Below are 26,862 nucleotides of genomic sequence, written 5' to 3'. Positions count from 1 at the left end.
ACGTACTGTCGAGGTATCGGGGTACACGGAGAAGCCCCGCACCGACGGTTCACGAAGGAGCCCGACATGACCGCCCTTGCCCGCCCCACCCACGGCCGGATGATCGGCGGAGTGTGCGCAGCCCTCGCCAAGCGCTTCGGCACGTCCGCGACGACCATGCGCGTGATCTTCGTGGTCTCGTGCCTGCTGCCCGGCCCGCAGTTCCTGCTCTACATCGCGCTGTGGTTCCTGCTGCCCTCGGAGAGCAAGGCCCGTCAGGCCTGGTGACCGCGGCCACGGCCGGACGACCGCGACACGACGATGGGGCGCCCCTCCGCGGAGGGGCGCCCCATCGGGCGTTCGGACGGGGTCCGGTCAGCCGAGCGGCAGGCCGTTGAGGCCGGTGCCGCCGAGGGGCAGGCCGCCGAGCAGGCCGGAGACCGGCGAGGTCGGGCCGCCCGGCTTGGGGCTCGTGACGTTGCCGAGGACGGGCTCGGTGGCGTTCAGGCCGCTGCCGAGGGCGTTCTGCCCGGCGGAGAGGGACTCGGTGGCGCCGGCGGCCGGGACCACGGAGGAGACGGGACCGAGCGCGGCGGCGGGGTCGGCGGGGGCGGCGTTCGCGGCACCGGCGCCCGCGGCGGCGAAAGCGGCGCCGAGAGCGGCGACACCGAGGGACTTGGCGGCAGACTGCTTCATCTTCAATGCGTCCTTGCGTCTTTGCTTACGGATGTGGGGAGGGGGGTTTGAGCGGTTCAACGACCGTAAGCAGCCCGGATCACGGGGCGGGCGCAAAAAGGAGAGCGGCCGGGGTGTGGGAACCCCGGCCGCTCACGCGTCGTCCGACACGGACGCCATTCCGTCAGCTCTCGACAGAAGCGCTGGTCGAGACGGTCTGGCGGAACAGCCATTCGGACTTCAGCTCGGCATAGCCGGGCTTGATCACGTCATTGATCATGGCCAGCCGTTCGTCGAAAGGAATGAATGCTGATTTCATCGCATTGACTGTGAACCACTGCATGTCGTCGAGCGAGTAGCCGAACGTGCCGACCAGGTGCTCGAATTCGCGGCTCATGCTGGTGCCGGACATCAGGCGGTTGTCGGTGTTCACGGTCGCCCGGAAGTGCAGCTTGCGCAGCAGGCCGATGGGGTGCTCCGCGTAGGAAGTGGCGGCGCCCGTCTGCAGGTTCGAGGTGGGGCAGAGCTCCAGCGGGATGCGCTTGTCCCGTACGTACGACGCGAGGCGGCCGAGCCGGACGGTGCCGTCGTCGGCGATCTCGATGTCGTCGATGATGCGCACGCCGTGGCCGAGGCGGTCGGCGCCGCACCACTGCAGGGCCTGCCAGATCGACGGCAGACCGAAGGCCTCGCCCGCGTGGATCGTGAAGTGGTTGTTCTCGCGCTTCAGGAACTCGAAGGCGTCGAGGTGGCGGGTGGGAGGGAACCCGGCCTCGGCGCCCGCGATGTCGAAGCCGACGACGCCCGAGTCGCGGTAGCGGTTGGCGAGTTCGGCGATCTCCAGGGCGCGGGCGGCGTGCCGCATCGCGGTGAGAAGGGCGCCCACGCGGATGCGGTGGCCGTTCTCCTTCGCGCGGCGCTCGCCCTCGCGGAAGCCCTCGTTGACGGCCTCGACGACCTCTTCGAGGGTGAGGCCCTGCTCCAGGTGCTGCTCGGGGGCGTACCGGATCTCGGCGTAGACGACGCCGTCCTCGGCGAGGTCCTCGGCGCACTCGGCGGCCACGCGCTGGAGGGCGTCCTTCGTCTGCATCACCGCGCAGGTGTGGGCGAAGGTCTCCAGGTACCGCTCCAGGGAGCCGGAGTCGGCCGCCTCGCGGAACCAGATCCCGAGCTTGTCGGGGTCGGTCTCGGGCAGGCCCGCGTACCCGTTCTCGCGGGCGAGGTCGACGATCGTGCCGGGGCGCAGGCCGCCGTCGAGGTGGTCGTGGAGGAGCACCTTGGGGGCGCGGCGGATCTGTTCGGCGCTGGGCGTTTCACGGTCCGTGTGACCGGTCGTGTGTGTCTGGCTCGTCATTTCGGCACTCTAGCGCCTACGCGCGTAGAACTCACTGGTCGATACGTAACAGTGACCCTGCGGACGGGTGGCGTACACCATGGCTTCTGACACTGTTCTGTCATGGCACAGGAAGGGACCGCGGGGCCGGCGGGCGCGGCCAGGCTCGGGCGTGTGATCGGGACGGCACCTTCGTCGGTCGGCGGAGCGGTGCTCCTGCTCCCCGGCGGCGCCGAGACCTCGAGCCGCAAGCCGTCGCCGCTGGCGGGGGCCGGGGTGCGTGCGCTGGGCCGCAGACTGACCCAGGACGGCCGGGAGGCGGGGCTCGTCACGCACGTCGTGCACTACCGCTGCCGGGGGTGGAACGGCACGCAGGCGGAGCTGGCCCGCGACACGACCTGGGCGGTGGACGAAATCGTACGTCTCTACGGCGACGTCCCCGTCTGTCTGGCCGGAGTGGACATGGGCGGCCGGGCGGCGCTCCGCGCGGGCGGGCACGCGGCCGTCAACTCGGTCCTCGCGTTGGCGCCTTGGCTGCCCGAGGACGACGTGGCGGCGCCGCCCGAGCCGGTGAAGCAGCTCGCGGGGCGGCGGGTGCTCATCGTGCACGGCACGAACGACGAGCGGACCGACCCCGAGCTGTCGTTCCGGCTCGCGGAGCGGGCGAAGAAGGCGAACCGGGACGTGTGCCGGTTCGAGGTGCACTCGGACGGGCACCGGCTGCACCAGCATCAGGCCGAAGTCCTCGCGCTGGCATCGGACTTCGTGATGGGGACGTTGTTCGGGGCGGACTTCGCCCGCCCCTTGGAGGACGCGTTGGCGGCTCCGCCGCCGCTGGGGTTGCGTATGCCTCTTGCCTCCGGCTTCGGGCGGTCGTTCAGATGGTGACCCCGCGACGGGGCTTCGCCGATCACGGGCTTCGCCGAGTTCGTCCTCAAACTTCCCCAAGCTCCTGAAGAGCGGGGAGGGACCCCCGGGACGGGCTGATGTCCGTCTGCGGGCCCGACCCCATCTGTGGCAGCAGCCTTCCCTTTCTGCTCAGCAGGAACTCCTTGAACGCCGCCACCGGTGGCGTGTCCGGGTGGCCGTCCAGCCAGGCCACGCCGATCTCGCGCACCGCCCGCTGACCCGTCACCGTCAGCTCCACCACCCCCGGGCGCGGCACCGCAGGCGGCGGGAGCAGGGCCACGCCCAGGCCCGCCGCGACCAGGCCGCGCAGGGTCTCCGCCTCCTCGCCCTCGAAGGCGACGCGGGGCTTGAAGCCCGCTTCGCGGCAGAGGTCGTCCGTGATGCGGCGCAGGCCGTACCCGGGCTCCAGCGTCACGAAGGCCTCCTCGGCGGTCTCGGCGAGGCGGACCCGCTTGCGGGAGGCGAGGCGGTGGTCGTCGGGGACGACCAGGCGCAGGCGCTGCTCGTCGAGGCGGCGGGCGACCAGGTCGGGGGCGTCGGGCACGGGCGAGGTGAGGCAGAGGTCGAGCTCGCCGGCGCGCAGCCGTTCCAGCATCGCCTCGCCGTAGTTCTGGACGAGGCTGAAGCGGATGCGCGGGTGGTCGGCGCGGAAGGCGCGGATCAGGCCCGGTACCGTCTCCGAGCCCATCGTGTGCAGGAAGCCGAAGGCGACCTTGCCGGAGGCCGGGTCGGCGTCGGCGCGCACCGACTCGGCGGCGCGCTCCACCTCGCCGAGGGCCCGCTCGACCGAGGTGAGGAAGGTGCGGCCCGCCGGGGTGAGCGAGACCGTGCGGCCGCGGCGCGCGAACAGGTCGACGCCGAGGTCCCGTTCGAGCCGGACCAGGGCGCGGGAGAGCGTCGACTGAGGGATCCGCAGCTGCTCGGCGGCGCGCGTGACGTGCTCGGTGCGGGCGACGCCGGCGAAGTACGCGAGGCGGGGCGCGAGCAGCGTCACGATGTCCTGCGCGTCACTGTTGTGTGACACGTGCGGCTGTGACCTGCGCTGATGCTGCATGGGAACGATTATGGGGTTTCCATGCATTGGACGCATCAAAAAACCAGTCGTACGTTTCTGGACATGCCTGCTGCCAGTAGCGGGGCGTCCGTCACCCATGCGGTCGCCCCTGCCCCGTCGTCCCCTGCCGCCGATACCCGACTGACTCCGGGCGGACCCGGCTACCGCCGGATGAGCTTCGCGCTCTTCCTCGCCGGCGTCGCCACCTTCGCCCTCCTCTACTCCACGCAGTCCCTCCTCCCCCTCGTCTCCGCCGACTTCGGCGTGAGCGCGAGCACGGCCAGCTGGACGGTGTCGGGGGCCACGGGCGCACTGGCCCTGTTCGTCCTTCCGCTGAGCGCCCTCAGCGAGCGCTACGGGCGGCGCGCGATGATGACCGCCTCGCTGACCGTGGCCGTCGCCGTCGGGCTCCTCGTCCCCTTCTCGCCCTCGGTGGAGGTGCTGATCGCCCTGCGCGCCGTGCAGGGCGCGGCCCTCGCCGGGCTCCCCGCGTCCGCGATGGCGTTCCTCGCCGAGGAGGTGCGGCCCAAGGCTCTGGTCGCCGCGATCGGTCTGTTCGTGGCGGGCAACTCCATCGGCGGGATGAGCGGGCGCATCGTCACCGGCTGGGTCGCGCAGGCCTGGGGCTGGCGCGCGGCCGTCGGCGTGGTCGGTGTCGTCGCCGTGCTGTGCGCGGTCGCCTTCCGCGTACTGCTGCCCGCGCCCCGGCACTTCGCCCCGGGCCCGCTCAGCCCGAGGTCGCTCGCGCGCACGGTGCGCACGCATCTGTCGAACCCGCTCCTGTGCAGGCTGTACGCGATCGGGGCGCTCTTCATGACCGTGTTCGGCGCGGTCTACACGGTGATCGGGTACCGCCTCACCGCGGCGCCGTTCTCGCTGCCGCAGGGTGTCATCGGCTCGATCTTCCTGGTCTACCTCGTCGGCACGGTCTCGTCGGCCGCGGCCGGGCGGCTCGTGGCGCGGCTCGGGCGGCGCGGCGCGCTGTACCTGGCGGTGAGCACGACGGCGGGCGGGCTGCTGCTCTCCCTCTCCCCGTCGCTGGTCCTCGTGCTGCTCGGGCTCGTGCTGATCACGGCGGGGTTCTTCGCGGGGCACGCGGTCGCGTCCTCGTCGGTGAGCCGCACGGCGACGACCGGGCGCGCGCAGGCGTCCGCGCTCTACCAGTCCGCGTACTACCTGGGCTCCAGCGCGGGCGGCACGCTCGGCGCGGTCGCCTTCCACGCGGGCGGCTGGGCCGGGACGGTCGGACTCGGCCTCCTCGCGGTGCTCGGCGTCGTGTCGGTCACGGTGTGGGGGTCGCACGCCGCGCGGGTGAGCGAACGGCGCACCCTCGTCGCCGGCTCCTGCTGAGTCCGACCCGCTCCCGCCGACTCTCGCCTGCTCCTGCCGAATCTCGCCTGTCCTGCCGAATCCGGCCCGCCCCTACTGATTCACCTGCGGGTTTGCCCACTCCGGGGGCCGTTGTCAGTGGGCTGCGGTAGCTTCCGATGTGTTGGGCCCCACATTGGGCCCTCTCGCAACGCAGGGGTGGGTTGGGATGAGCGACATCGCAGGGACGACGGCCGACCTGGACGTCACGCTGGAGAAACACCGGGTCGAACTGACCGGGTACTGCTATCGGATGCTCGGCTCGTCCTTCGAGGCCGAGGACGCCGTGCAGGACACGATGGTGCGGGCCTGGCGCAGCTTCGAGAAGTTCGAGGGCCGCTCCAGCGTCCGGTCCTGGCTGTACCGCATCGCGACGAACGTCTGCCTGGACATGCTGAACGCGGGCAACCGCCGCGCCCGCCCCATGGACCTGACCGCCGCGGCGCCGCTGGCGCAGGCGGCGCTCAACCCGCGCCCGGACAACACCTGGCTCGAGCCGATCCCGGACGCCCGTGTCCTGCCGACCGTCGGCGACCCCGCGGAGGCGGCGGTCGCCAAGGAGTCGGTGCGCCTCGCGTTCGTCGCCGCGCTGCAAAATCTGCCGCCCAAGCAGCGCGCGGTGCTGATCCTGCGCGAGGTCCTCGCCTGGAAGGCCAGCGAGGTCGCCGAGCTGATCGACACCTCCGTCGCCTCGGTGAACAGCGCGCTGCAGCGGGCCCGTGCCACTCTCGCCGAGCGGCCGGAGGACGACACGGCCGTCTCCGACCCGCTCGACGAGGAGCAGCAGAAGCTCCTCGAGCGGTACGTCGCCGCCTTCGAGGGCTACGACATGACGGCGCTGACCGCGCTGCTCGCCGAGGACGCCGTCATGACGATGCCGCCGTTCGACCTGTGGCTGCGCGGCACGGCGGACATCACGGGCTTCATGACCACCATCGGCGCGTCGTGTGCCAACAGCCGCCTGGTCCCGGTGAACGTGAACGGCACGCCGGGCTTCGCGCACTACAAGCCGGACCCCGACAACGGCGGGTTCGCGCCCTGGGCGATCCAGGTCATCGAGATCTCAGAGGGCCGGATCACCGGCTTCCACTGTTTCCTGGACACGCCCCGATGGTTCCCGCTGTTCGGCATGCCCCTCCATCTCGACGACTAGGCCGAGGAGTTCGACGAGGCCCACGAGGCCGAGCAGGGCCAGCAGGGCGGGGGTGGGGTTCCTGAGGCGGATCCGGCCCCCGGCTCTGCGGGCGGCGAGGTGCAGTCGGGCGACGGCGTCCACGGTCGGCAGGTCGGCGGTCGTGACGGCGGCGACGTCGCAGATCACGTCGCCGCCGTCCGGTCCGTGCCGGGCCGCGGCGACGCGCTCGCTCAGGTGCGGTACGTCGGCGGGGCCCAGCGGTCCCGCGATGCGGATGAGGGTTTCTTCGTCAGCAGCCACGCAAGGGTGACTGGGCGGACCGCCCGAACTCATCGGTACCGCGGATCGACGCTGGTCAGACAGGTGCGGCCGCACCCGCCCAGGGCTCCGCCCCGGACCCCGCTCCTCAAACGCCGGAGGGGCTGTTTCCCCCACCCACCCGCCCTCCAACAGCCCGGGCGGGCACCCCGTCCGAGGCCGGGGACACCCCTCCAGGGGCGCGGGGAACTGCGCATCTTTTAGGGGCGCGGGGAACTGCGCGAGCAACCACCGCCCACCCGCAGACGCCCCGCGCCCGGGGCAGACCGTGCTCCTAGCCGATGCGGTCGAGCACGATCGGGGTCGGGGTGAACGCCGTGCCCCGCGGGGCGATGTCGAAGGAGCCGTCCAGGGACTGGAGCGCGTACGCGAAGCGGTCCGGCGTGTCCGTGTGCAGCGTCAGCAACGGCGCCCCCGCCTCGACGGAGTCCCCCGGCTTGGCGTGGAGTTCGACGCCCGCGCCCGCCTGGACCACGTCCTCCTTGCGCGCACGCCCCGCGCCGAGACGCCACGCGGCGACGCCGACGTCGTACGCGTCGAGGCGGGTCAGGACGCCGGAGGAGGGCGCCTTGACCACGTGCGTCTCGCGCGCCACCGGCAGCGCCGCGTCCGGGTCGCCGCCCTGCGCCGCGATCATGCGGCGCCACACGTCCATCGCCGAACCGTCGGCGAGGGCCTTCGCGGGGTCCGCGTCCTTCAGGCCCGCCGCGTCCAGCATCTCCCGGGCCAGCGCGAGGGTGAGCTCGACGACGTCGGCCGGGCCGCCGCCCGCGAGGACCTCCACCGACTCGCGGACCTCGAGCGCGTTGCCGGCCGTCAGACCGAGCGGGGTCGACATGTCCGTGAGGAGCGCCGCCGTGCGGACGCCGCTGTCCGTGCCCAGCTCCACCATCGTGGCGGCCAGCTCGCGCGCGTCGTCCAGGTTCTTCATGAAGGCGCCGGTGCCGACCTTCACGTCGAGGACGAGGGAGCCGGTGCCCTCCGCGATCTTCTTGGACATGATGGAGGAGGCGATCAGCGGGATCGCCTCCACCGTGCCGGTCACGTCCCGGAGGGCGTAGAGCTTCTTGTCGGCCGGGGCCAGGCCGTCGCCCGCCGCGCAGATGACCGAGCCGACGCCGTCGAGGACGTTCAGCATCTCCTCGTTGGAGAGCAGGGCGCGCCAGCCGGGGATGGCCTCCAGCTTGTCGAGCGTGCCGCCGGTGTGGCCGAGGCCGCGGCCCGAGAGCTGCGGGACGGCCGCGCCGCACGCGGCGACCAGCGGGGCGAGCGGCAGCGTGATCTTGTCGCCGACGCCGCCGGTGGAGTGCTTGTCGGCGGTGGGGCGGGAGAGCGAGGAGAAGTCCATGCGCTCGCCGGACGCGATCATCGCGGCGGTCCAGCGGGCGATCTCCTTGCGGTTCATGCCATTCAGGAGGATCGCCATCGCGAGGGACGACATCTGCTCGTCGGCGACCGTGCCGCGTGTGTACGCGTCGATGACCCAGTCGATCTGCTCGTCGCTGAGTTCGCCCCGGTCGCGCTTGGTACGGATGACGGAGATGACGTCCATGGCAGTCCTTCCAGCAGTACAACGGCGTACGTACGTAGATATGCCGCGACTCTACGCGCATAGAGCCGCGAGATGAAGGCGGCCCCGCTCCCGAGATCGTCAAGGGGGCGGGGCCGTCCGTCAGTTGAGGTGCTGCGGTCCGAACGCGTCGGGGAGCATGTCGCCGAGCGTCCGCACGCCCGACGGCGTCTCCATGACGAGTTCGGCGCCGCCGAACTCGTAGAGCAGCTGGCGGCAGCGGCCGCACGGCATCAGGATCTCGCCCTTGCCGTCCACGCACGTGAAGTGCGTCAGGCGGCCGCCGCCGGTCAGCTGGAGCTGCGAGACCAGGCCGCACTCGGCGCACAGGCCGAGGCCGTAGGAGGCGTTCTCCACGTTGCAGCCGGCGACCGTTCTGCCGTCGTCGACCAGGGCCGCGGCGCCGACCGGAAAGCCCGAGTAGGGCGCGTACGCGCGGGACATCGCCTCGCGCGCGGCCTCCCGCAGGGAATCCCAGTCGGTGTCCGCGGCCGTGGTCGTCACTTGCCCTGCCCCTTCCGGTACGGCATTCCGTCCGCCTTCGGCATCCGGAGCCGCTGGGCGGAGAGCGAGAGGACCAGCAGGGTCACCACGTACGGAGTGGCGGTGACGACCTGGTTGGGCACCTCGTCGGTCAAGCCGTACCACAGGAACATCAGCGCGGAGACGGCCGCGGTGATCACCGCGGGGACGTACCGCTTGCGCCAGGCGAGGTAGACCGCGCCGATGACCAGCAGGATCGCGATGAGCAGCAGGAGCGCGTGGACGTTCGTGCCGCCACCCCGGAGCTTCAGGCTGTCGGTGTAACCGAACAGGCCCGCGCCGAGCGCGAGTCCGCCCGGCATCCAGTTGCCGAAGATCATCGCGGCGAGGCCGATGTAGCCGCGGCCGCCGGTCTGGCCCTCCAGGTAGATGTTGGAGGCGACCAGGGAGAGGAACGCGCCGCCGAGTCCGGCGAGGCCGCCGGAGATGACCACGGCCAGGTACTTGTACTTGTAGACGTTGACGCCGAGCGACTCGGCCGCGATCGGGTTCTCGCCGCAGGAGCGCAGCCGCAGGCCGAACGAGGTGCGCCACAGGATCCACCAGCTCAGCGGGACCATGGCGACCGCGATCACGGTCAGCGGGGAGAGGTCGGTGATGAGGCCGCCGACGAGGCCCGCGAGGTCCGAGACCAGGAACCAGTGCTTGTCGTTGAGGTCCTGGAGCCAGTCGGAGAGGCCGGGCACGGAGAAGTTTCCGAGCGACTCGACGGGCGGCGACTGCTTCGACGTACCGCCCTCCTCGCCTTCGAACGCGAAGGTGGCGAGGTAGCGGGTGGCGCCCAGGGCGAGGATGTTGAGGGCCACACCGGAGACGATGTGGTTGACGTTGAACGTGATCGTGACGATCGCGTGCAGCAGCCCGCCGAGCGCGCCGCCGACGATGCCGAAGAGGACGCCCACCCAGGGGCCCCACTGGAAGCCGGCCCAGGCGCCGAACCAGGTGCCGAGGATCAGCATGCCCTCAAGGCCGATGTTGACGACGCCCGCGCGCTCGGCCCAGAGGCCGCCGAGACCGGCGAGGCCGATCGGCACGGCGAGCTTGAGGGCCGTCGACATCTGTCCGGTGGACGTGATGCCGTCGGCGCCGGTGATCATGCGGACCACGGAGGTCAGCACGAGGACGCCCGCGATGATCAGCAGGAGGACGGGGAGCGAGACGCGGCGGCGGCCCGATGCGGGCTGTGCGGCCGGGGCCTTGGCGACGGTTGCCGAGCTCATCGGGCAGCCACCTCCTTCACGGAGTCGTTGTTGCCGTTCGCCCGGGCGGCGGCGGCCAGTTCCTCACCGACGCGGCGCTGCTGGCGGCGCAGACCCCAGCGGCGCACCTCCTCGTAGGAGACGACGACCGCGATCACGATGAGGCCCTGCATGATCACCGCGATCTCCTTGTCGTACGCCTCGGGCTGCGCGTAGTCGAGGGCGGGCGACGCCTTGTCGAGGAAGGCCCAGAGCAGCGACGCGAAGGCGATGCCGACGGGGTTGTTGCGGCCGAGGAGGGCGATGCCGATGGCGGTGAAGCCGAGGCCCGCGGGGAAGGAGAGGCTGTACGTGTGGGTGTCGCCGAGCAGGATCGGCAGGCCCGCGAGGCCCGAGACCGCGCCGGAGATCAGCATCGCGCTGAGCACCATGCGCTTGGCGTTGACACCGCTGGCCGCGGCGGCCGACTCGGAGGCGCCGGTGGCGCGCAGGTCGAAGCCGAACCGGGTGCGGTTGAGGACGAGCCAGTACAGGATGCCCGCGAGCACCGAGATGATCACGAAGCCGTAGATCTCGCCGCCCGCCACCTCGATGCCGGGGAACCAGCCGGACTTCTCCATGACGCCGGTGGTCTGGTTGTTGCCGACCGGGACGCCGAAGTTCTCGGTGAGGGTGAGGTAGGCGATGACGCTCGTCGCGATGGCGTTGAGCATGATCGTGGCGACGACCTCGCTGACACCGCGCGTGGTCTTGAGGACGCCCGCGATGCCGGCCCAGAAGGCGCCGGTGAGCATGGCGACGGCCATGAGCATCGGGATCTGCAGGAAGGACGGCAGCGCGAGGTGCGTGCCGACGACGGCGGTCACCATCGCGGCGAGCCGGTACTGGCCGTCGACCCCGATGTTGAACAGGTTCATGCGGAAGCCGATGGCCACCGCGAGCGCCGCCAGGTAGTACATGCCGGCCTGGTTGAGGATCAGCACCTGGACGTCGGAGAAGGTGGCCTGCTCCAGCATCAGGCTGTACGGCTCGATCGGGCTCTTGCCCGAGGCGAGCAGCACGACCGAGGTCAGCGCCACGGCCGCGATCAGCGCGATGACCGGACCGGCCACCGCGAGGAGCACGCGCTCCTTGTCGAACTTCTTCATCGGGCCTCGTCCTCCGGGGCGTCTTCTTCCACGTGCTCCAAGTGACCCGAGGCGGCACCGGTCATCGCCGAACCGAGCTCCTCCGGGGTGATGGTGGCCGGGTCGGCGTCCGCCACGAGCCGCCCGTTGTAGATCACGCGGAGGGTGTCGGAGAGGCCGATCAGCTCGTCCAGGTCGGCGGAGATGAGGAGCACCGCGAGGCCTTCGCGGCGGGCCTCGCGGATCTGGTCCCAGATCTGCGCCTGCGCGCCGACGTCCACACCGCGGGTGGGGTGGGCGGCGATCAGGAAGCGCGGCTTGTGGCTCATCTCGCGGCCGACGATCAGCTTCTGCTGGTTGCCGCCGGAGAGGGAGGCGGCCGTCACGTCGATGCCGGGCGTACGGACGTCGTACTCCTCGACGATGCGGCGCGTGTCGGCCTGGGCGCTCTTGAGGTCGAGCCAGAAGCCGAGCTTGCTGCCCGCGTTGGGCTTCTCGGTGACGTGGCCGAGGATGCGGTTCTCCCACAGCGGGGACTCCAGGAGGAGTCCGTGGCGGTGGCGGTCCTCGGGGATGTAGCCGATGCCGTCCTCGCGGCGCTTGCGGGTCGCCGTGCCGGTGATGTCCTCTCCGGCCATGCGGATCACGCCGGAGTCGGCGTGCTTGAGGCCGATGAGCGCGTCGATCAGCTCGGTCTGGCCGTTGCCCTCGACGCCCGCGATGCCGAGGACCTCGCCCTCGTGGATCGTGAAGGAGATGTCGTCGAGCAGGGCCCGCTGCGACTCGCCGCCCGCGAGCAGCTTGAGGCTCTCGACCTGGATCATCGGGCGGTCGGTGACCGTCGACTCCGCCGTCTCGGGCGTGGGGAGCTCGCTGCCGACCATCAGCTCGGCGAGCTGGCGGGGCGTCGTCTCGGACGGGATCGCCGTGCCGACGGTCGTGCCGCGCCGGATGACGGTGATGTCGTCGGCGACGGAAAGGACCTCGCCCAGCTTGTGCGAGATGAAGATGACGGAGAGGCCCTCGGACTTGAGCTCGCGCAGGTTGTCGAAGAGCGCGTCGACCTCCTGCGGCACGAGCACGGCCGTCGGCTCGTCGAGGATCAGCGTGGTGGCGCCGCGGTAGAGGACCTTGAGGATCTCCACGCGCTGCCGGTCGGCGACGCCGAGGTCCTCCACGTACGCGTCCGGGCGCACGCCGAGGCCGTACCGCTCGGAGATCTCGGCGATCCGGCGGCGGGCGGCGGCGCCGATGCCGTGCAGCTTCTCGCTGCCGAGGACGATGTTCTCCAGGACGGTGAGCTGGTCGGCGAGCATGAAGTGCTGGTGCACCATGCCGATGCCGCGGGCGATGGCGTCCGCGGGGCTGCCGAAGGCGACCTGCTCGCCGTCGACGGTGATGGTGCCCTCGTCCGGCTTCTGCATGCCGTAGAGGATCTTCATCAGCGTCGACTTGCCCGCGCCGTTCTCGCCGACGAGGGCGTGCACGGTGCCCTTGCGGACGGTCAGGTGGATGTCGTGGTTGGCCACGACACCGGGGAACCGCTTGGTGATGCCGACGAGTTCGACGGCGACGGGCGGAGGGTTGGTGGACGCGTCGATGGCGCACTCTCCTCGGGGGCCTGAAGGAAAGGGGCCGCCTACGCGCGCAGTGCCCCTGCTGGTACTGGGAATCCCCCGGCGCGAAATCCCTTCGCGCCAGGGGGTCTTGAGCTGTTGCTCGCGCGAACGGGGCGCGGGTGAACCATCGTCCCCCACACCCCGTTGCACGTGAATCACGCTGCCGTTACGGCAGTCCGGCCGTTACGGCAGTCGGCAAGGCGGCTGCGCCTTACGGAGCGGTCTTGACCTTGATCTTGCCGCCCTTGATGCCCTCTTCGGCCTTCTTCAGGGCCTCCTGGACATCCTTCATCTTCATGAACTCGGGGTTCGAGTCGGCGAGCGCGACACCGCCGGACTTGAGGTCGGCGCGGACGACGCCGCCCTTGGCGTTGCCGTCCTCGACGGCCTTCGCCAGGTTGTACACCGAGCCCGCGACGTCCTTGGTCGCCGACGTCAGGATGTACTTCTTGTACTTGGCGAGGGCGTCCTGCTTGTACTGGTCGGAGTCGACACCGATCGCCCAGACCTTCTTGGCGGCGGCGGCCTCGATGACACCCTGACCGGAGAGGCCCGCGGCGTGGTAGACCACGTCGGCGCCCTTCTCGATCTGGCCCTGCGCGGCGGTCTTGCCCTTGTCGGGGCTGGAGAAGCCGCCGTCCTCGGCCTTCTCGGTCAGGTACTGCTTGACGACCTTGACCTTGGGGTTGGTGTCCTTGACGCCCTGCGCGAAGCCGGCCTCGAACTTGTGGATCAGCGGGACGTCCACGCCGCCGACGAAGCCGACGGTCTTGGACTTGGTGGCCTTGGCGGCGACGACGCCCGCGAGGTAGGACGCCTCCTGCTCGCTGAAGACCAGGTCGGAGACGTTGTCGGCCTTGACGGTCTCGTCGTCGACGATGCCGAAGGTGGTCTTCGGGAACTTCTCCGCGACCTCCTTGATGGCGGGCGCGTACGCGTAGCCGACGCCGATCACCGGGTTGTAGCCCTGCTTGGCCAGCTGCGTCAGGCGCTGCGTCTTGTCGGCGTCCGACTCGCCGTCGACCGGCTCGACGGCCTTCTCGCCGGTCTTGAACTCCTTGGCGGCCTTCTTCATGCCGACGGTCGCGGCGTCGTTGAAGGACTGGTCGCCGGCGCCGCCGACGTCGTAGGCGATGGCGACGCCCTTGTTCTTGTCGTCCTTGCTCGCGGCGGCGTCGCTGGACGTGCCACCACAGGCGGAGACGGTTACGGCAAGAGCGGCGGTCGCGGCGCCCGCGACAGCTATTCGAGACACCCGGCGCATAGAGACGAACTCCTTAGTACAAGCAAGCACAAGCACGTTCGAGCGCCTCACCCGGCGCTGATTTCGCCGCAGCGTAACGCGCGTAGACCTGACATAAGAACCCTTCTGTCCGGTCCGTTATCGAGCTGTGGCCACCGGGTGTCGGGGGCCCGAACGACGGGTGGGCGCCCCCTTCGTGGGGGGCGCCCAGTCGCCACACGCAGTACTACGTAAAACGTCCCGGACCGTGCGCTACGGAACGATCTTGACCTTGACCTTGCCGCTGACGATGTCCTTCTCGGCCTTCTCCACGGCGGCGACGACGTCCTTCATCGCCGTGTACTTCGGGTTCGAGTCGGAGAACCCGACGCGGCCCGACTTCAGGTCGTACCGCTGCTCGCCCGTCATCGGCTTGCCCTCGACGACCGACTCCGTCAGGTCGTACACCGCGCCGCCGACGTCCTTGAACGCGGAGCCGAGGATGTAGTCCTTGTACTTGGCGAGGGCCTTCTGGTTGTACTGGTCCGAGTCGACGCCGATGGCCCACTTCTTCTGCGAGCCCGCCTCCTGGATGACGCCCTGCCCGGAGAGGCCCGCCGCGTGGTAGATCACGTCTGCGCCGGACTCGATCTGTCCGCTCGCCGCGTTCTGCCCCTTGTCGGGGCTGGAGAATCCACCCTCCTCGGGCTTCTCGGTCAGATACCGCTTCTCGATTTTGATCTTGGGGTCGACGGATTTCACGCCCTGCACGAATCCGGCCTCGAATTTGTGGATGAGCGGAATGTCCACGCCCCCCACGAATCCGACGTGCTTGGCCTTGCTCGCCTTGGCGGCGGCGACGCCCGCCAGATAGGAGCCCTGCTCCTCGTGGAAGACGAGGTCGGCGACGTTGTCGGCCTTCACCGTGTTGTCGTCGATGATCCCGAAGGTGGTCTTGGGGAACTTCTCGGCGGCGGCCTCGACCGCGGGGGCGTAGACGAAGCCGACCCCGATGACCGGGTCGTACCCCTGCTTGGCGAGCTGTTCGAGGCGCTGGATCTTGTCGGCGCTGGACTCGCCGTCACCCGGCTCCATGTCCACGCCACCGATCTTGAACTCGTCGCGGGCCTTCTTGTAACCCGCGTACGCGGCGTCGTTGAAGGACTGGTCGCCCTGTCCGCCGATGTCGTACGCCAGTCCGATGCCCTTGCCCTTGTACGACGAGCCCGCGGAGCCGTTCTCCTTGCCCTCGTCCTCCTGCGAGGCCTCGTTGCTCGTCTTGCCGCAGCCGGCCGCCGCGAGGGCGAGGACGGCGACTGCGGCGGTGATGTGAGTGGCGCGAGATTTCCGGGATGTACGGGATTTACGGGATGTCGAAGAGAGACGACGCACAGGAAGCACCCCTTGATCGCCAACGCGCCGCATACGGCGCTGATTTCGGCGCACATTAACGCGCGTAGAAAGGCGAGGGAACGGTTTTTCGCGGTGCCGTTACCTCTTCGTGCTTTTGGTCCGTACGTCGCCCACGTCGTGCCTCTAGCGCATCGCGTCCAACAGCGCGGCGGCGGTGAACAGTTCGACGCCCGCGGTGATCGCCGTCTCGTCGACGTCGAAGTCGCCCTGGTGGAGATCGCGGACGGTGCGTTCCCCCGGGTGGCGCACGCCGAGCCGGGCCATGGCGCCGGGCACGTGCTCCAGGTACCAGGAGAAGTCCTCGCCGCCGAGGCTCTGCTCGGTGTCCTCGACGGAGTGCGGGCCGCGCCGCTCGATCATCGCGTCGCGCAGCAGGTCGCTGATGGTGGCGTCGTTGACGACGGGCGGCACGCCGCGGATGTAGTTGATCTCGGACTTCGCGCGGTAGAGGTCGGCGACCTCCTGGACGGCGCCGTGCACCAGGTCGGGCGCGTCCCGCCAGGCCCTGAGGTCGAGGCAGCGCACGGTGCCGGAGAGCTCGGCGTGCTGCGGGATGACGTTCGGGGCGTGCCCCGTCTCGATGCGGCCCCAGGTGACGACGAGCCCGGAGCGGGCGTCGGCCCGGCGGGAGACCAGGGCGGGGACGTCGGTGGCGACCTTGGCGGCGGCGGTGACGAGGTCCGTGGTGAGGTGGGGGCGCGCGGTGTGCCCGCCGGGTCCGTCGAGCGAGACCTCCAGGCGGTCGCAGGCGGAGGTGATGGGGCCGTGCCGCAGGCCGATGCGGCCCGCGTCGACCCGGGGGTCGCAGTGCACGGCGATGATCCTGCCGACGCCTTCGAGGGCGCCGGACTCGATGGCGTCGGTGGCGCCGCCGGGCAGGACCTCCTCGGCGGGCTGGAAGATCAACCGGACCGGAAAGGGCAGCTGCCCCTTCTCCGCCAGCTCGGCGAGGACGAGTCCGGCGCCGAGGACGACGGTGGTGTGCACGTCGTGGCCGCAGGCGTGGGCGCGGTCGGGGACGGTCGAGCGGTACGGGACGCCGAGCTTGGTGTCCGGGATGGGCAGCGCGTCGATGTCGGCGCGCAGGGCGAGCACGGGGCGCGCGGAGGTCCGGCCGATGTCACAGATGAGCCCCGTGCCGGAGGCGAGCACACGGGGCTCGAGGCCCGCCTCCTCCAGGCGGGCCTTGAGGGCCGCGGTGGTACGGAACTCCTGGTGGCCGAGCTCGGGGTGCATGTGCAGGTCGCGACGGAAAGCGACCAGTTCGGCACGGAGCGCTTCGGGCAGCGTGCCGGGAAGCGGTGCCGCGGGTGCGGACTCCGCTTCGGACACGCCGTCGGACACCTCTTCGGACACACTGGACATCAGTTGGTTCACCCTCTGAAGGGTAAGGCGATGCAACGGCCAACTAACCCACGATCAACAAAAGTTCAGCCCGATAGGGGAAGAATTACTGGCCTCGTGGCGCATGGCCGCCGATCGGGATGGGTAGATTCTTACGCCGCCTCGGGGGATGCGTAAGTCGTCCGGCGCCTGTAGTGGGCGGGGGCGACCGCTGTCAGCAGGGGCGGCCACGCGATCAGCGGTATACAGCAGAACACGAGTAGGGTGGTTTGCGCTGTTCCGCCCGTCACACCCGTTTCGCTCCCCGGGTCGGCGGCCTGTGCGCAGCAGGCCCGGCCCAGGATTTCGAAGAGCCCGGCCGCGCCGAGCCGGGCCGGCACGACGGCGACGAGCGGCCGGACCCGCCGCCCGCCGAGCACGGGTACCCAGGCGGGGACGACCTCACCCCACTCGCGCACCAGTCCGAGCGTGAGCAGGGCCAGCCCCTCGGACACGAGGCTGAGCATCAGGATGTACACGCCGGGGGCGGCGCGCTACCCGGACGGGGCTCCGCCGGGACGGGTGTCTCCGCGCAGCCGCAGCTCGAACCAGAGCAGCTTGCCGTTCTGGCCGAAGACGTCGTCACCGAGCTGGAGCATCATGCGACGCGGGTGCGCGTCGCCCAGATCATCAACATCCCCGGCCTCCTCCAAACCAGCGCGCACGCACGAGCCCTCTTCGAGCAGACCGTCCCCCAGCTCAAGCCGCACCAGATCGAGCACCGGGTCTCCCACCGGGTGAAGCGCCAGACCGTACTCCACGGCGACCGGCCCACGCCCTATGCGGCGATCATCCACGAGGCGGCACTTCGGATGCGCTTCGGCGACCGGACGACAGCACGGGATCAACTGAGCCACCTCATCGACATGAGCGACCTCGACCACGTCACCCTGACTGTCGTCTCCTTCGAAAGCGCCCCTTTCCACACTTCAGGCCAGGGCATCGACTACTTCTACGGCCCGGTACGGCAACTCGACACAGTCCAGATCGACACTGACCACGGTGGATATCCGCCGTCAAGAACGCACGGCTCTAACTGACGGTTTCAGAATGAAGTCGGTTGGCCAGCCCGGTGGTTCGGGTCCCGGGTCCGGTGTCACTCCGGGACCGTCTGCCTGAGGCCCTCCGCGAGGGAGCTGACGGCCGGCCCGGTGCGTCTGCCCAGCTGGGCTACGACCCCTTCCCGCCGCTCGCCTTCGCGAGTTCGCGGGAGATGGCGTGCTCGTCCTGTCCGCGCACGGCCTGCTCCAGACTGTGGTCGTCGCGCTGCAAGAACCGCTCGCCCTTGGCGAAGTCGTCCTCGCTCAGCACCTGGCCGCACCACTCCCCTCGCCCCGCCACGTGGTCGTCGAACGGCACGGCCGCGCCTTCGCCGAGGACGATCCACTGGTCGGCGTCCCAGCGCAGGGCGAGGACGTAGGTGTGACCGGTCTCCAGCCGGGGCGCCTCCGGGGCGGTGCCCTTGATCCGTTTGCCGTTGCGGTACACCGACCAGCCCGGGGCGGTCATGTCGAACTCGGTGCCCAGCTCATGCCGAGGGGTGGCAGCGGACCACAGCACCTTCTCCTTCCGGAACGTCACCGCCCGGTCGACGGTGTACCGCACCGCCCCCTTGGCGACCACCTGTTTGTTGCTCTCCCGCTCGGAGACCGGCACCGCCACCACCACGTGGTCCGCGCCCGCTTTCCAGTCCGCCGCGGTCCGGGAGGCGTAGGGGTCGTCGGCCGCGCCGCAGCCCACCACAGTACGCAGCCCCTCCCGGCCGATCAGCACACCCGCGGTGATACCGACCGCGGCCAACACAGCCACAGCGGGTCTGCCAGACAACAGGGGACGGACCGTGAACCTCAACTCAAGACTCCCGTTCTCGAACAGCATCGGGCCATTCAGTGCCTACGCATGCATTGACCACATTCCTGACCGGTTGGTTCCGAGCGAGCTGCCACGAGGGGCGACCTGTGCAGACCACCTGACGGCATCGAGCGGGCTCGGCAAGGGCCTTGGCGAACAGCCCGTGTGCGGACCGCAGCAGGGCGGAGCGGCCCCGAGCACGCAGGCGCCGCGTGGTGCGCAGTTGCGCCAAGATGTCGTACACGCCGGACGGCACACACATGCCACTCCCCGTTTCAGCCGCTTCCCGACGGAACCATCCGCCTCCGCGAAAGCGACGACCCGGACGTCACCCTCACCCAGCCAAAGCCGCGGTGCTCGTCGTCGAAGTCGACGTGCAGCCACTCGCAGCGGGCCTCGCGCGCGCCACGACGGCGTCGAGGACGAAGGCGTGCACGCCGCCGTCCCAGGCGACGTTGACGAACCCGACGCGTTCCCCACCCTCGTCCCGCGCACAGACCCACCCGAGGCGGTGCCGGTGCAGCTGCTCACGCCACCCGATGTCCAGCACCGGGTGCCCGAAGCCCTCGGCGTGCAGGGCGTTGACCTCGGGGTCCGCGAAGTCGTCCCGCCATGCGTACGTGATTATCGGGAGATCGACTCCGCCCAGGCCTCGGCCGTGGTGACCTCCGCCCATTGGGGGAACAGTTTTTCCGTGAGGGTGCAATGGACCTCCGGATCCAGGTCCAGACAGGCGTCCGAGAGGATCGTGAAGGGCAGGTCCATGTCGTTCGCGCGGCATGCGGTGTGCAGGACTACGCCGCTGGTGGCGATGCCTGTGAGGATCAGATGGTCTACGTCGTGGGCCCTGAGCACCAGCTCCATGTCGCTGCCCGAGAACGCGCTGGCCCGCCGCTTGGTCACCACGGTCTCGCCGGGCAGGGGCGCCACGTCTGGGTGGATCTCGCTGCCGTGGGCGCCCTCGGTGAACAGGCCCGCCTGCACGACGTTGCGGACGATCGCGGTGGGCAGGGTGGCGTCCGGCACGTCCGGGCGCAACCCCATCACCACGTAGATCACCGGTAGGTCCGCCGTCCGTGCGGCGTCGATCGCCGTGCGCAGCCTCGGCAGATAGCCGGAGCCGTCGTCCGCGAGCTCCACGACGTCCCGCTGGACGTCCATCACCAGGAGTGCGCTGTTCGCCATGCAGCCATCCTTCCCTGGGGGCGGTGACAGCGGTCACAGAAATCCCTTCCTCAAGTGCGTGACCTGAGCCCGGCCCCGCGCCTGAGAGTGGGTGTCCATTCGGAACCACTCCGGGAGCAACGATGCCCGAAGAGATGCGCGGCGGCAGCCAGTCGGCATCATCCACCGTCGCGCGCGAGCTTTCCGCGGCCGCGCTCGATCAGCTGCTTCGCGCCGCTGAGCAGGCAGGTCTGCACCGTGGGCGCATGGCCAGGAAGGCCGGCCCCGAACTGGCCGACGAGATGTGGGGGAACGTCCTCCAGGGCCTGCACTCCAGGCTCGCGAACCACGGGCCCGTGGACGCACTCGACTCCTACCTCAACCGTTGCGTCACCAACCAGCTGAGCAAGTTGCGCACCACGATCGAGGTCCTCGTGGGTGACGATGCACTGGTCGCCCTGCGTGCGCACCAGGGCGACCAACAGGCTGACGAAGCTCTCCGGCTCAACCATGAGTTGATCGAGGTGGTCCAGGGCATCCGCGCGCTGGAGATCCTCACGCCGCGGGAGATGGATGTCTTCGTGCTCGGTCAGATCCTCGGCGAGGACAACAAGGTCATCGCCGAGTGGCTCGATCCGCCGTCCACGGCCCGGGCCGTCGGCACGCTGAAGTGGCGGGCCAACCGGAAGATCAACAGAGCGTGGCGCGGAGGCAGGCTCGCGCACCTCGGATTCGACCCGCCGAAGCAGCAGTGACACTGATGCGGGATGCACTGGAGCGTCCCGCTGCCACACGGTACGGCCACGGCCCGTGTGGGGGCGGGATGAGCTCGCCGCTCACCCATTCAATGTCCCGAGAAAGGCCGTTGCTGATCGGTCTCGTCCGGGGGACGGGGCCGCCACGACATGAAGCGGCGGGGGCGGATCGCCACCTCCCCCGCCGCGAAGGAGCATCAGTGCGAAATTGCATCGTCATCGTATTGGCTGGGTTGTCAGCCACCTGGAACGTGGTCATCTCATGGATCATGAAGGTCGTCACGCCGGATTCCGCCGTGAGCCTGCCCCGCGTCACCCTCGCACCCGAGGCCGATGAAGCACGGCGGGCCGCGTTGCCCGGCCAAGTCGTCCGCCTGTAGTAGCTCTCGACGTTCGGCCCGTCCGGCATGGCTCCGGGGGATCTTTCGCCGTATCGGCCGAGCGTGACGGAAGAAGGGCCCCCGGCGAACGGGGGCCCTTCTTCCATCCGGAAGGAGAATGATGATGGTGAACGGCTTCGTCTCCGAGCTCCTCGCGGCGGGCGTCTCGATGACGTTCGTCTTCCCGCTGTTGCTGATCCTGGCCCTGGTCCTGCTGATCCGGGCCGTCGCCTCGGCTGCGGCCAGAGTCATCGAGTCCCTGCACCCCGGCACCTCCACGGACGCCGTCGCGATGCAGGCCAATCGCATCGCCCATCGACAGTGGAAACTGCGACGGCGCGACGGCAACCGTCGTGACCGTGCGGCACGCCGCACGCTCGTACGGGCCGGTGTGCGGGCCCGCTTCACAGAGCGACGCACTGCGCGCCGTACGGATGGGCCCGTGGTGCTGCCCAGGGTCATCCTGCCCGGTGAGGACCCGATGCGGCTGCCCCCGACCGGCACCTCAACGTCTGGTTTCTGATGCTCCCTTGGGCATACTGGCCGACCATGACGGATGACCTCACCACAGCGACCTGGCAGCCCGGCGCCGCCGGGGTTTTGCGGCTGCCCTCCGGGCGGCTCGTGCGGGGGCGGGGGCTGCGGCATCCGCTGCCCGACGGGGACGTGCCCGAGTTCGGTGTGTATCTGCTCGGGAAGCGACCGCCGGAAGTGGATTGGGAGGCGCGGTGGTTGCCTTGGCCGGACTTTCGGCTGCCCGGTGATCGGGAACTCGCGCGGGACGTGCTGCGCGAGGTGTGGGCGCGGTCGGCGGGCGAGCGCGTCGAGGTCGCCTGCGGGGGCGGGCGTGGGCGGACCGGGACCGCCCTCGCCTGTGTCGCCGTGCTCGACGGGGTGCCGGCGGCCGAGGCCGTGTCGTACGTGCGGGAGCACTACGACCGGCATGCGGTCGAGACTCCCTGGCAGCGGCGGTACGTCCGGAGGTTCACGCCCTAGGCGTCACGCTGGTGCCGTGTGGCGTACTGATGTCAGGCGGTGTACGTCCCGCGCCGTGCCCGTCACGCCGGACAGGAAGCCCTGGGCGCGCGGGGACGCCGTCTCCGTGAGCCAGGCCGGGTCGATGTCGCAGACCGCCACCTTGACCTCCGTGCCCGCGAGGGCCAGGGGCAGGGTGTGGACGACGGTCGAGGGGAAGCTCAGGATCGTACGGCCGATGGGGCCGCGGCGGGCGATGAGTTCCAGGGGCAGGTCCGGGCGGACGACTTGGAGGCCCGTCTCGACCGCGAGCCGGTGGAGTTTCTCCGAGCTCTCGCGGCGGTGGGCGAAGTAGCGGGTCGCGCCGTGGGTGCGGGAGAGGGCGCGGACCGCTTCGACGTAGCGGTCGGGGTCGACCACGCCCGTCTCCACGAGGGACGTGCCGACCAGGTCCGAACCGCGCGTGATGCGGGGTGGGCCGAAGCGCTCCCTGGTCCAGGCGAAGGCGTTGACCGAGACCCGTACGCCGTCCGGCGCGCTGTCGATCGGCATGGCGGAGAAGACCTCCACGGTGCGCGAGCCGCCCGGCGTGAGGCGGCGCCGTGCCGAGGCCGAGACCGGCGCGAAGACCAGGTCGCGGGGGCCCGGCCGGCCGCCCTTGCGGTGCCAGCGCTGGAGGCGCTCGCCGCGGGCCAGCTGGGCGATGAACTCCATCGTGGCCGTGCCGTCGTCGACGACGACCAGGGAGCGGGCCCGGGTGATGGTGAGGAGGAGCTGTACGTAGCGGGAGAACGGGTCGCCGATGACGACCCGGTCGGCCCGCCGCAGGGCGCCCGCGAGGCCGCCCACCGTGTGGAAGGGCGCCGACGCGCCGCCGCGCGCCTCCTCCCAGCGGACCTCGACGCCCTCGTCGCGGGCCAGCTGCGCCATGCGGCGCAACTGGCCGCGCGTCATGGGGTCGTTCGGGGAGAGGACGACGACGGTGAGGCCCCCGGCCGGGCCGGTCGCGGCCGCGGCGTGCGCCCACTCCAGGACGTTCAGCAGCTGGACCGGGCTCTCCACGAAGGCGAGCGTGGAGTCCGCGCCTTCCGGGGCGGCTGTGGTGTCGGCGGCTCGGCCGACCTGGGGGCTCATCGTCGTGTGTCCGTCTCCCGTTAATGCGGGCCGCGTGTTCAGACCGCGACCGGCTCGGCGTCCGCGGCGGTCTCGGCCTCGGCCACGACGCCCGCGACGCGGCGCAGCTTCTTCATCGGGCCGAGCTCGGACTCGTAGACCTTCTTGACGCCGTCGCCGAGGGACGCCTCGATGGTGCGGATGTCGCGGACGAGGCGGGTCAGGCCCTGCGGCTCGACGGAGGCGGCCTGGTCGGAGCCCCACATGGCGCGGTCGAGGGTGATGTGGCGCTCGACGAAGGTGGCGCCGAGGGCGACGGCGGCGAGCGTCGTCTGCAGGCCCGTCTCGTGGCCGGAGTAGCCGATCGGGACGTTCGGGTACTCGGCCTGGAGGGTGTTGATCACGCGGAGGTTGAGCTCCTCCGCCTGCGCCGGGTACGTCGACGTGGCGTGGCACATCAGGATGTTGTCGGAGCCGAGCACCTCCACCGCGTGGCGGATCTGCTTCGGGGTCGACATGCCCGTGGAGAGGATGATCGTGCGGCCCGTGGCGCGCAGGGCGCGGAGCAGCTCGTCGTCGGTGAGCGAGGCGGAGGCGACCTTGTGGGCGGGCAGGTCGAACTTCTCCAGGAAGGCGACGGCCTCGGTGTCCCACGGGGAGGCGAACCAGTCGATGCCGCGCTTGGCGCAGTGCTCGCTGATGGCCTGGTACTCGGACTCGCCGAACTCCACGCGGTGGCGGTAGTCGATGTACGTCATGCGGCCCCAGGGGGTGTCGCGCTCGATGTCCCACTGGTCGCGCGGGGTGCAGATCTCCGGGGTGCGCTTCTGGAACTTCACCGCGTCGCAGCCCGCCTCGGCAGCCACGTCGATCAGCTTGAACGCGTTCTCCAGGTCGCCGTTGTGGTTGATGCCGATCTCGCCGGTGATGTACACGGGCTGACCGGGACCGGCCGTCTTCGAACCGAAGCGGCGGAGGCGGGAGTTGGCGCCGATGGAGGTGATGTTGCTCATGGCAGGAAATTCCTTAACTGTGGAGGGAGTCGAGAGAGGGGCCGAGGATCCAGGTGGCGATCTCTCGGATCGCGCCCTCACCACCGGGGACGGTGGTGACCGCGCGTGCGGCGCCGCGTACGACGTCGTGGGCGCTCGCGACCGCCACGGGCCAGCCCACGAGGGCGAAGCACGGGAGGTCATTGACGTCGTTGCCGACGTAGAGCACGCGCTCGGGAGCGATGCCCTGTTCCTCGCACCACTGCTTCAGTGCGAGGTCTTTCCGGTCGATGCCGTGCAGCACGGGGAGCTTCAGCTTCCTGGCGCGCGCGGCGACGACCGGGTTCTGTTCCGTGGACAGGATCAGCATGTTCAGGCCGCTCCTGCGGAGGGCCGCGATGCCGAGTCCGTCGCCGCGGTGCACGGAGACGAACTCCCGTCCTTCGGAGTCGATCAGCACCCTGTCGTCGGTCTGGGTGCCGTCGAAGTCGAGGACGACCGCGTCGATGTCGGCGGCGGTCGGGAGGGCGGCGTCGCCTTCGGGGAGGTCCGCGTCGAAGAGCGGGGCGAGCGCGCGGGCCCGGGCGAGGTCGTGCGGGTCGTCGACCTCCAGGACGCGGGCCGGGTCGGTGCGGACGGGTTCGGTGCGGCCGAAGAAGCGGTGCTTCTCGGCGCGGAAGCCCGCCGCGTCCATGGCGTAGGCGGCGCCGGTCTCCAGGAGGTCCTGGGGTCGGTCCTGGCGGCGCGGGCGGAACGACTTGTCGTGGTTGACGCCGTAACCGCCGCCGGTCCGCGTGGAGTTGGCGAGCGTGGCGGTGCCGCCCACGGCGCCGGTGCGGCGTGCGTCCAGGGTGCCCTCGTCCGCGGCGTCGTCCGCCGCGTCGCGCCAGATGAACCCGTGGAAGGGCGCCACCGTGACGGCGGTGTCGGCGCCGTGCTCGGCGACCGCGGAGGCCACGCCGTCGACGTCCTCGCGGGTGAGGAAGGGGCTGGTGCACTGCACGAGGAGGACGACGTCCACGGTCGCGCCGTGCAGCGCCTCGTGGGCGTCCATGGCGTGCAGCACGGCGGCCTCGCTGGTCGCGGTGTCCCCGGCGATCGCGGCGGGGCGCAGGACCACTTCGGCGCCGGCGTGCCGGGCGGCCTCGGCGATCACGTGGTCGTCGGTGGAGACGACGACGTCGGTGACGAGCCGGGCGGCCAGGCAGGCGCGGATGGCGCGGGCCACCAGCGGCACGCCGCCGACCGGGGCGAGGTTCTTGGCGGGCACGCCCTTGGAGCCGCCGCGGGCGGGGATGACGGCGAGCACGCGGCGGGCCTGCGTACCTGCTGGGCCGGGGTGGGACATGGGGGCTCCTTGGAAGGGGTGAGGGCTCACAGCTCGCCCATCCGGCGGATGACGGGCGCCACGCGCTGCACTCCGTGGCGGTACGCGCCGCGGGCGGCACGGCGCACGATCTGCCGTACGGGGCCGGGGTCCTTGTCGCCCGTGGGGGCGCCCGGCAGCGGTGCGCCGTCGGGGCCGAGGTGGTGGCGGGCGAGGATGCCGGGCAGGTAGCCGCCGGCCGTGGAGGGGCTGTAGTACGGCGCGAGGGGCGGGAGGCCGCCCGCGGCCGCGGTATCGAGGAGGTCGGCGACCCGCTCCCGGGCCGCGTCGAAGGCGTTCTCGTACGCTCCGTCGGCGGCGACGCCCTGCCGTGCCAGCCACCTCTCGTCGGGCACGGGCAGGTGACCCGCGTCCAGCTGGTCCCAGGAGGCGAGGCATCCGGAGCCGGTGAAGTGGTGGTTGCCGAGCGCCTCGCGCACCCCGAGGTCGGTGAGGACGGCGGTGGGGATGCGGCGGTGCAGGGATTCGAGCGCGGCCGTGGAGCTGACGGTGACCAGGAGGTCGGTGCGGTCGAGGACCTCGCCCATGTGTCCGTACACGAGGCGGCAGTTGGGCGGCAGGCCGTCGTCGAGGCGCTGCGACAGCTTCTGGTAGGGCAGCTCCTCGATGTGCGTGGTGTGCTCGCCGGGCTTGCTGCGCAGTTTGAGCAGGACCTCGCGGTCGGGGTGCCGGCGGGCGTGCTCGGCGAGGCGGCGCAGCAGGTAGGTGCGGTGCGCCGCGGTCTCGGGGACGGAGGGCTGGGCGGCGAAGACGACGGTGTAGGGGTCGCTCCGGTCGCCGGCCTCCCGCTTCTCGTACGGGGCTCCGCCGAGGAACGGCAGCGCGGCCTCCGTCACCGCCGACGCGTCGGCGCCCACTCCTTCGTACACCGCGCGGAAGCGCTCCGCGTCCTGCCGGGAGTTGGCGAGGACGACGTCGGCGCCGTGCCGCAGGAGGAGGCCGTCGGCGAGCTTCTCGTAGACGACGCCGACGTAGCCGGTGACGACGACGGAGCGGCGCGCCGGGCCGCCCGTGAGGCGGGCGTCCTGCGTGACGCGGGCGAGTCCGTGCAGGACCGCCTGGACCGCACCGCCCACCAGGGCGAGCACGATCACGTCGGGTGCGTCCCGCTCCATCTCGCGCAGGAACTCGACGGCGGTGACCTCCCGCAGCGCGTCCGCGCGCACGCCGACTTCCTCGAGCTGCCGGGGGGTGGGAGTGGCCCGGCCGCGGAGCAGGAAGCCGCTGAGCCGACTGTCCGATACGATGCGGTTCGCGGTGAGAGCGCCCCATTTCCATCGCGTATCGGAGTCGGCGAGCACGGCGACCCGCAGCGGGTTTCGATGACTTCCTTGCACGTCCCAGACGCTAGGAAGGCATTTCGATTCGCGGCCCAACTCAGGTGCAACAAACGGTTAA

Annotated in this window: 28 protein-coding genes and 1 pseudogene; 9 read left to right on the top strand and 20 right to left on the bottom strand. The window is 70.7% G+C overall.

Features of this window, described 5'->3' with window-relative positions:
• Positions 1-66 precede the first annotated feature (66 nt).
• Complete coding sequence (locus tag AC07DO_RS21440; RefSeq protein WP_479061708.1) at positions 67-267, top strand: PspC domain-containing protein; 201 nt, start codon at positions 67-69, stop codon at positions 265-267.
• 87 nt (positions 268-354) lie between these two features.
• Here AC07DO_RS21440 and AC07DO_RS21435 read toward each other — a convergent pair whose 3' ends face one another.
• Both AC07DO_RS21435 and AC07DO_RS21430 read right to left on the bottom strand, forming a co-directional pair.
• The gene (locus AC07DO_RS21435; protein WP_479061706.1) at positions 355-675 is read right to left on the bottom strand and encodes an ATP-binding protein; all 321 of its coding nucleotides are present in this window, start codon (positions 673-675) and stop codon (positions 355-357) included.
• A 163-nt stretch (positions 676-838) separates the two neighbouring features.
• Positions 839-2,008 (bottom strand): adenosine deaminase, encoded by a 1,170-nt coding sequence (locus tag AC07DO_RS21430; protein ID WP_479061704.1) that lies wholly within the window; start codon positions 2,006-2,008, stop codon positions 839-841.
• A 102-nt stretch (positions 2,009-2,110) separates the two neighbouring features.
• Here AC07DO_RS21430 and AC07DO_RS21425 point away from each other — a divergent pair, with 102 nt between their 5' ends.
• Positions 2,111-2,875 (top strand): alpha/beta hydrolase, encoded by a 765-nt coding sequence (locus tag AC07DO_RS21425; RefSeq protein WP_479061702.1) that lies wholly within the window; start codon positions 2,111-2,113, stop codon positions 2,873-2,875.
• Positions 2,876-2,921: 46 nt separating this feature from the next.
• Here AC07DO_RS21425 and AC07DO_RS21420 read toward each other — a convergent pair whose 3' ends face one another.
• The gene (locus tag AC07DO_RS21420) at positions 2,922-3,950 is read right to left on the bottom strand and encodes a LysR family transcriptional regulator (protein ID WP_479061700.1); all 1,029 of its coding nucleotides are present in this window, start codon (positions 3,948-3,950) and stop codon (positions 2,922-2,924) included.
• A gap of 63 nt (positions 3,951-4,013) precedes the next feature.
• Between AC07DO_RS21420 and AC07DO_RS21415 the strand changes: the two genes are divergently transcribed.
• Both AC07DO_RS21415 and AC07DO_RS21410 read left to right on the top strand, forming a co-directional pair.
• Positions 4,014-5,300 (top strand): MFS transporter, encoded by a 1,287-nt coding sequence (locus tag AC07DO_RS21415; RefSeq protein ID WP_479061698.1) that lies wholly within the window; start codon positions 4,014-4,016, stop codon positions 5,298-5,300.
• Between the two features lie 187 nt (positions 5,301-5,487).
• Positions 5,488-6,471 (top strand): sigma-70 family RNA polymerase sigma factor, encoded by a 984-nt coding sequence (locus AC07DO_RS21410; RefSeq protein WP_479061696.1) that lies wholly within the window; start codon positions 5,488-5,490, stop codon positions 6,469-6,471.
• Here the strand turns inward: AC07DO_RS21410 and AC07DO_RS21405 are convergent.
• The 10 genes from AC07DO_RS21405 to AC07DO_RS21360 all read right to left on the bottom strand — a co-directional run bounded on the left by AC07DO_RS21405 (position 6,382) and on the right by AC07DO_RS21360 (position 17,302).
• The gene (locus AC07DO_RS21405) at positions 6,382-6,753 is read right to left on the bottom strand and encodes an STAS domain-containing protein (protein ID WP_479061695.1); all 372 of its coding nucleotides are present in this window, start codon (positions 6,751-6,753) and stop codon (positions 6,382-6,384) included. The two genes, AC07DO_RS21410 and AC07DO_RS21405, sit on opposite strands and share 90 nt — an antisense overlap.
• Before the next feature lie 292 nt (positions 6,754-7,045).
• Positions 7,046-8,323, bottom strand: a complete 1,278-nt coding sequence (locus AC07DO_RS21400) for a thymidine phosphorylase (protein WP_479061693.1) — start codon at positions 8,321-8,323, stop codon at positions 7,046-7,048.
• Positions 8,324-8,443: 120 nt separating this feature from the next.
• A complete protein-coding gene (locus AC07DO_RS21395; protein ID WP_479061691.1) occupies positions 8,444-8,845 on the bottom strand; it encodes a cytidine deaminase in 402 nt (133 codons plus the stop codon).
• Positions 8,842-10,104 (bottom strand): ABC transporter permease, encoded by a 1,263-nt coding sequence (locus tag AC07DO_RS21390; protein ID WP_479061689.1) that lies wholly within the window; start codon positions 10,102-10,104, stop codon positions 8,842-8,844. Before AC07DO_RS21390 ends, AC07DO_RS21395 begins: the two co-directional genes overlap by 4 nt.
• A complete protein-coding gene (locus AC07DO_RS21385) occupies positions 10,101-11,231 on the bottom strand; it encodes an ABC transporter permease (protein WP_479061688.1) in 1,131 nt (376 codons plus the stop codon). Before AC07DO_RS21385 ends, AC07DO_RS21390 begins: the two co-directional genes overlap by 4 nt.
• On the bottom strand, positions 11,228-12,811 hold the full coding sequence (locus AC07DO_RS21380; RefSeq protein ID WP_479062454.1) for an ABC transporter ATP-binding protein: 1,584 nt from the start codon (positions 12,809-12,811) through the stop codon (positions 11,228-11,230). Before AC07DO_RS21380 ends, AC07DO_RS21385 begins: the two co-directional genes overlap by 4 nt.
• Before the next feature lie 229 nt (positions 12,812-13,040).
• Entirely contained in the window at positions 13,041-14,093 is a 1,053-nt protein-coding gene (locus AC07DO_RS21375; protein WP_479061686.1) for a BMP family lipoprotein, read from the bottom strand.
• 231 nt (positions 14,094-14,324) lie between these two features.
• On the bottom strand, positions 14,325-15,380 hold the full coding sequence (locus tag AC07DO_RS21370) for a BMP family lipoprotein (RefSeq protein ID WP_479062453.1): 1,056 nt from the start codon (positions 15,378-15,380) through the stop codon (positions 14,325-14,327).
• A 207-nt stretch (positions 15,381-15,587) separates the two neighbouring features.
• Positions 15,588-16,829: a M20 family metallopeptidase gene (locus AC07DO_RS21365; protein ID WP_479061684.1), complete on the bottom strand. Its 1,242-nt coding sequence runs from the start codon at positions 16,827-16,829 to the stop codon at positions 15,588-15,590.
• 131 nt (positions 16,830-16,960) lie between these two features.
• Positions 16,961-17,302, bottom strand: a complete 342-nt coding sequence (locus tag AC07DO_RS21360; RefSeq protein WP_479061682.1) for a hypothetical protein — start codon at positions 17,300-17,302, stop codon at positions 16,961-16,963.
• 156 nt (positions 17,303-17,458) lie between these two features.
• On the opposite strand from AC07DO_RS21360, the gene AC07DO_RS21355 reads away from it, so the two are divergent.
• Positions 17,459-17,887, top strand: a complete 429-nt coding sequence (locus tag AC07DO_RS21355) for a DUF5753 domain-containing protein (RefSeq protein ID WP_479061680.1) — start codon at positions 17,459-17,461, stop codon at positions 17,885-17,887.
• Positions 17,888-18,017: 130 nt separating this feature from the next.
• On the opposite strand, the gene AC07DO_RS21350 is transcribed toward AC07DO_RS21355, so the two are convergent.
• From AC07DO_RS21350 to AC07DO_RS21340, 3 genes and pseudogenes are all read right to left on the bottom strand, one after another.
• A complete protein-coding gene (locus tag AC07DO_RS21350) occupies positions 18,018-18,620 on the bottom strand; it encodes a hypothetical protein (RefSeq protein WP_479061679.1) in 603 nt (200 codons plus the stop codon).
• A 353-nt stretch (positions 18,621-18,973) separates the two neighbouring features.
• Positions 18,974-19,374: pseudogene (locus AC07DO_RS21345) on the bottom strand (GNAT family N-acetyltransferase).
• Entirely contained in the window at positions 19,323-19,883 is a 561-nt protein-coding gene (locus AC07DO_RS21340; protein WP_479061677.1) for a cysteine hydrolase family protein, read from the bottom strand. The pseudogene AC07DO_RS21345 and the gene AC07DO_RS21340 overlap by 52 nt, the downstream one beginning before the upstream one ends.
• Before the next feature lie 245 nt (positions 19,884-20,128).
• Between AC07DO_RS21340 and AC07DO_RS21335 the strand changes: the two genes are divergently transcribed.
• The 4 genes from AC07DO_RS21335 (at position 20,129) to AC07DO_RS21320 (ending at position 21,993) form a co-directional block, all read left to right on the top strand.
• A complete protein-coding gene (locus AC07DO_RS21335; RefSeq protein ID WP_479061675.1) occupies positions 20,129-20,617 on the top strand; it encodes an RNA polymerase sigma factor in 489 nt (162 codons plus the stop codon).
• 200 nt (positions 20,618-20,817) lie between these two features.
• Positions 20,818-20,997: a hypothetical protein gene (locus tag AC07DO_RS21330; RefSeq protein WP_479061673.1), complete on the top strand. Its 180-nt coding sequence runs from the start codon at positions 20,818-20,820 to the stop codon at positions 20,995-20,997.
• 118 nt (positions 20,998-21,115) lie between these two features.
• Positions 21,116-21,520, top strand: a complete 405-nt coding sequence (locus AC07DO_RS21325; protein ID WP_479061671.1) for a hypothetical protein — start codon at positions 21,116-21,118, stop codon at positions 21,518-21,520.
• Positions 21,521-21,546: 26 nt separating this feature from the next.
• Entirely contained in the window at positions 21,547-21,993 is a 447-nt protein-coding gene (locus AC07DO_RS21320) for a protein-tyrosine phosphatase family protein (protein ID WP_479061669.1), read from the top strand.
• A 3-nt stretch (positions 21,994-21,996) separates the two neighbouring features.
• Here AC07DO_RS21320 and AC07DO_RS21315 read toward each other — a convergent pair whose 3' ends face one another.
• The 4 genes from AC07DO_RS21315 to AC07DO_RS21300 are packed head-to-tail and all read right to left on the bottom strand — an operon-like array spanning position 21,997 to position 26,801.
• Positions 21,997-23,106 carry a hypothetical protein gene (locus AC07DO_RS21315; RefSeq protein ID WP_479061667.1) on the bottom strand — a complete coding sequence of 370 codons (1,110 nt, stop codon included), beginning with the start codon at positions 23,104-23,106 and terminating at the stop codon, positions 21,997-21,999.
• 38 nt (positions 23,107-23,144) lie between these two features.
• Positions 23,145-24,098 carry an N-acetylneuraminate synthase family protein gene (locus tag AC07DO_RS21310; protein ID WP_479061665.1) on the bottom strand — a complete coding sequence of 318 codons (954 nt, stop codon included), beginning with the start codon at positions 24,096-24,098 and terminating at the stop codon, positions 23,145-23,147.
• A gap of 13 nt (positions 24,099-24,111) precedes the next feature.
• Positions 24,112-25,425 carry a cytidylyltransferase domain-containing protein gene (locus tag AC07DO_RS21305; protein WP_479061663.1) on the bottom strand — a complete coding sequence of 438 codons (1,314 nt, stop codon included), beginning with the start codon at positions 25,423-25,425 and terminating at the stop codon, positions 24,112-24,114.
• 26 nt (positions 25,426-25,451) lie between these two features.
• The gene (locus AC07DO_RS21300; protein ID WP_479061661.1) at positions 25,452-26,801 is read right to left on the bottom strand and encodes a DUF6716 putative glycosyltransferase; all 1,350 of its coding nucleotides are present in this window, start codon (positions 26,799-26,801) and stop codon (positions 25,452-25,454) included.
• Positions 26,802-26,862 lie beyond the last annotated feature (61 nt).

It is taken from the genome of Streptomyces sp. NPDC045678, from assembly GCF_056432085.1.
The sequence above is the reverse complement of the archived record's forward strand: the minus strand, read 5'-3'. Positions and strand labels throughout refer to the sequence as shown.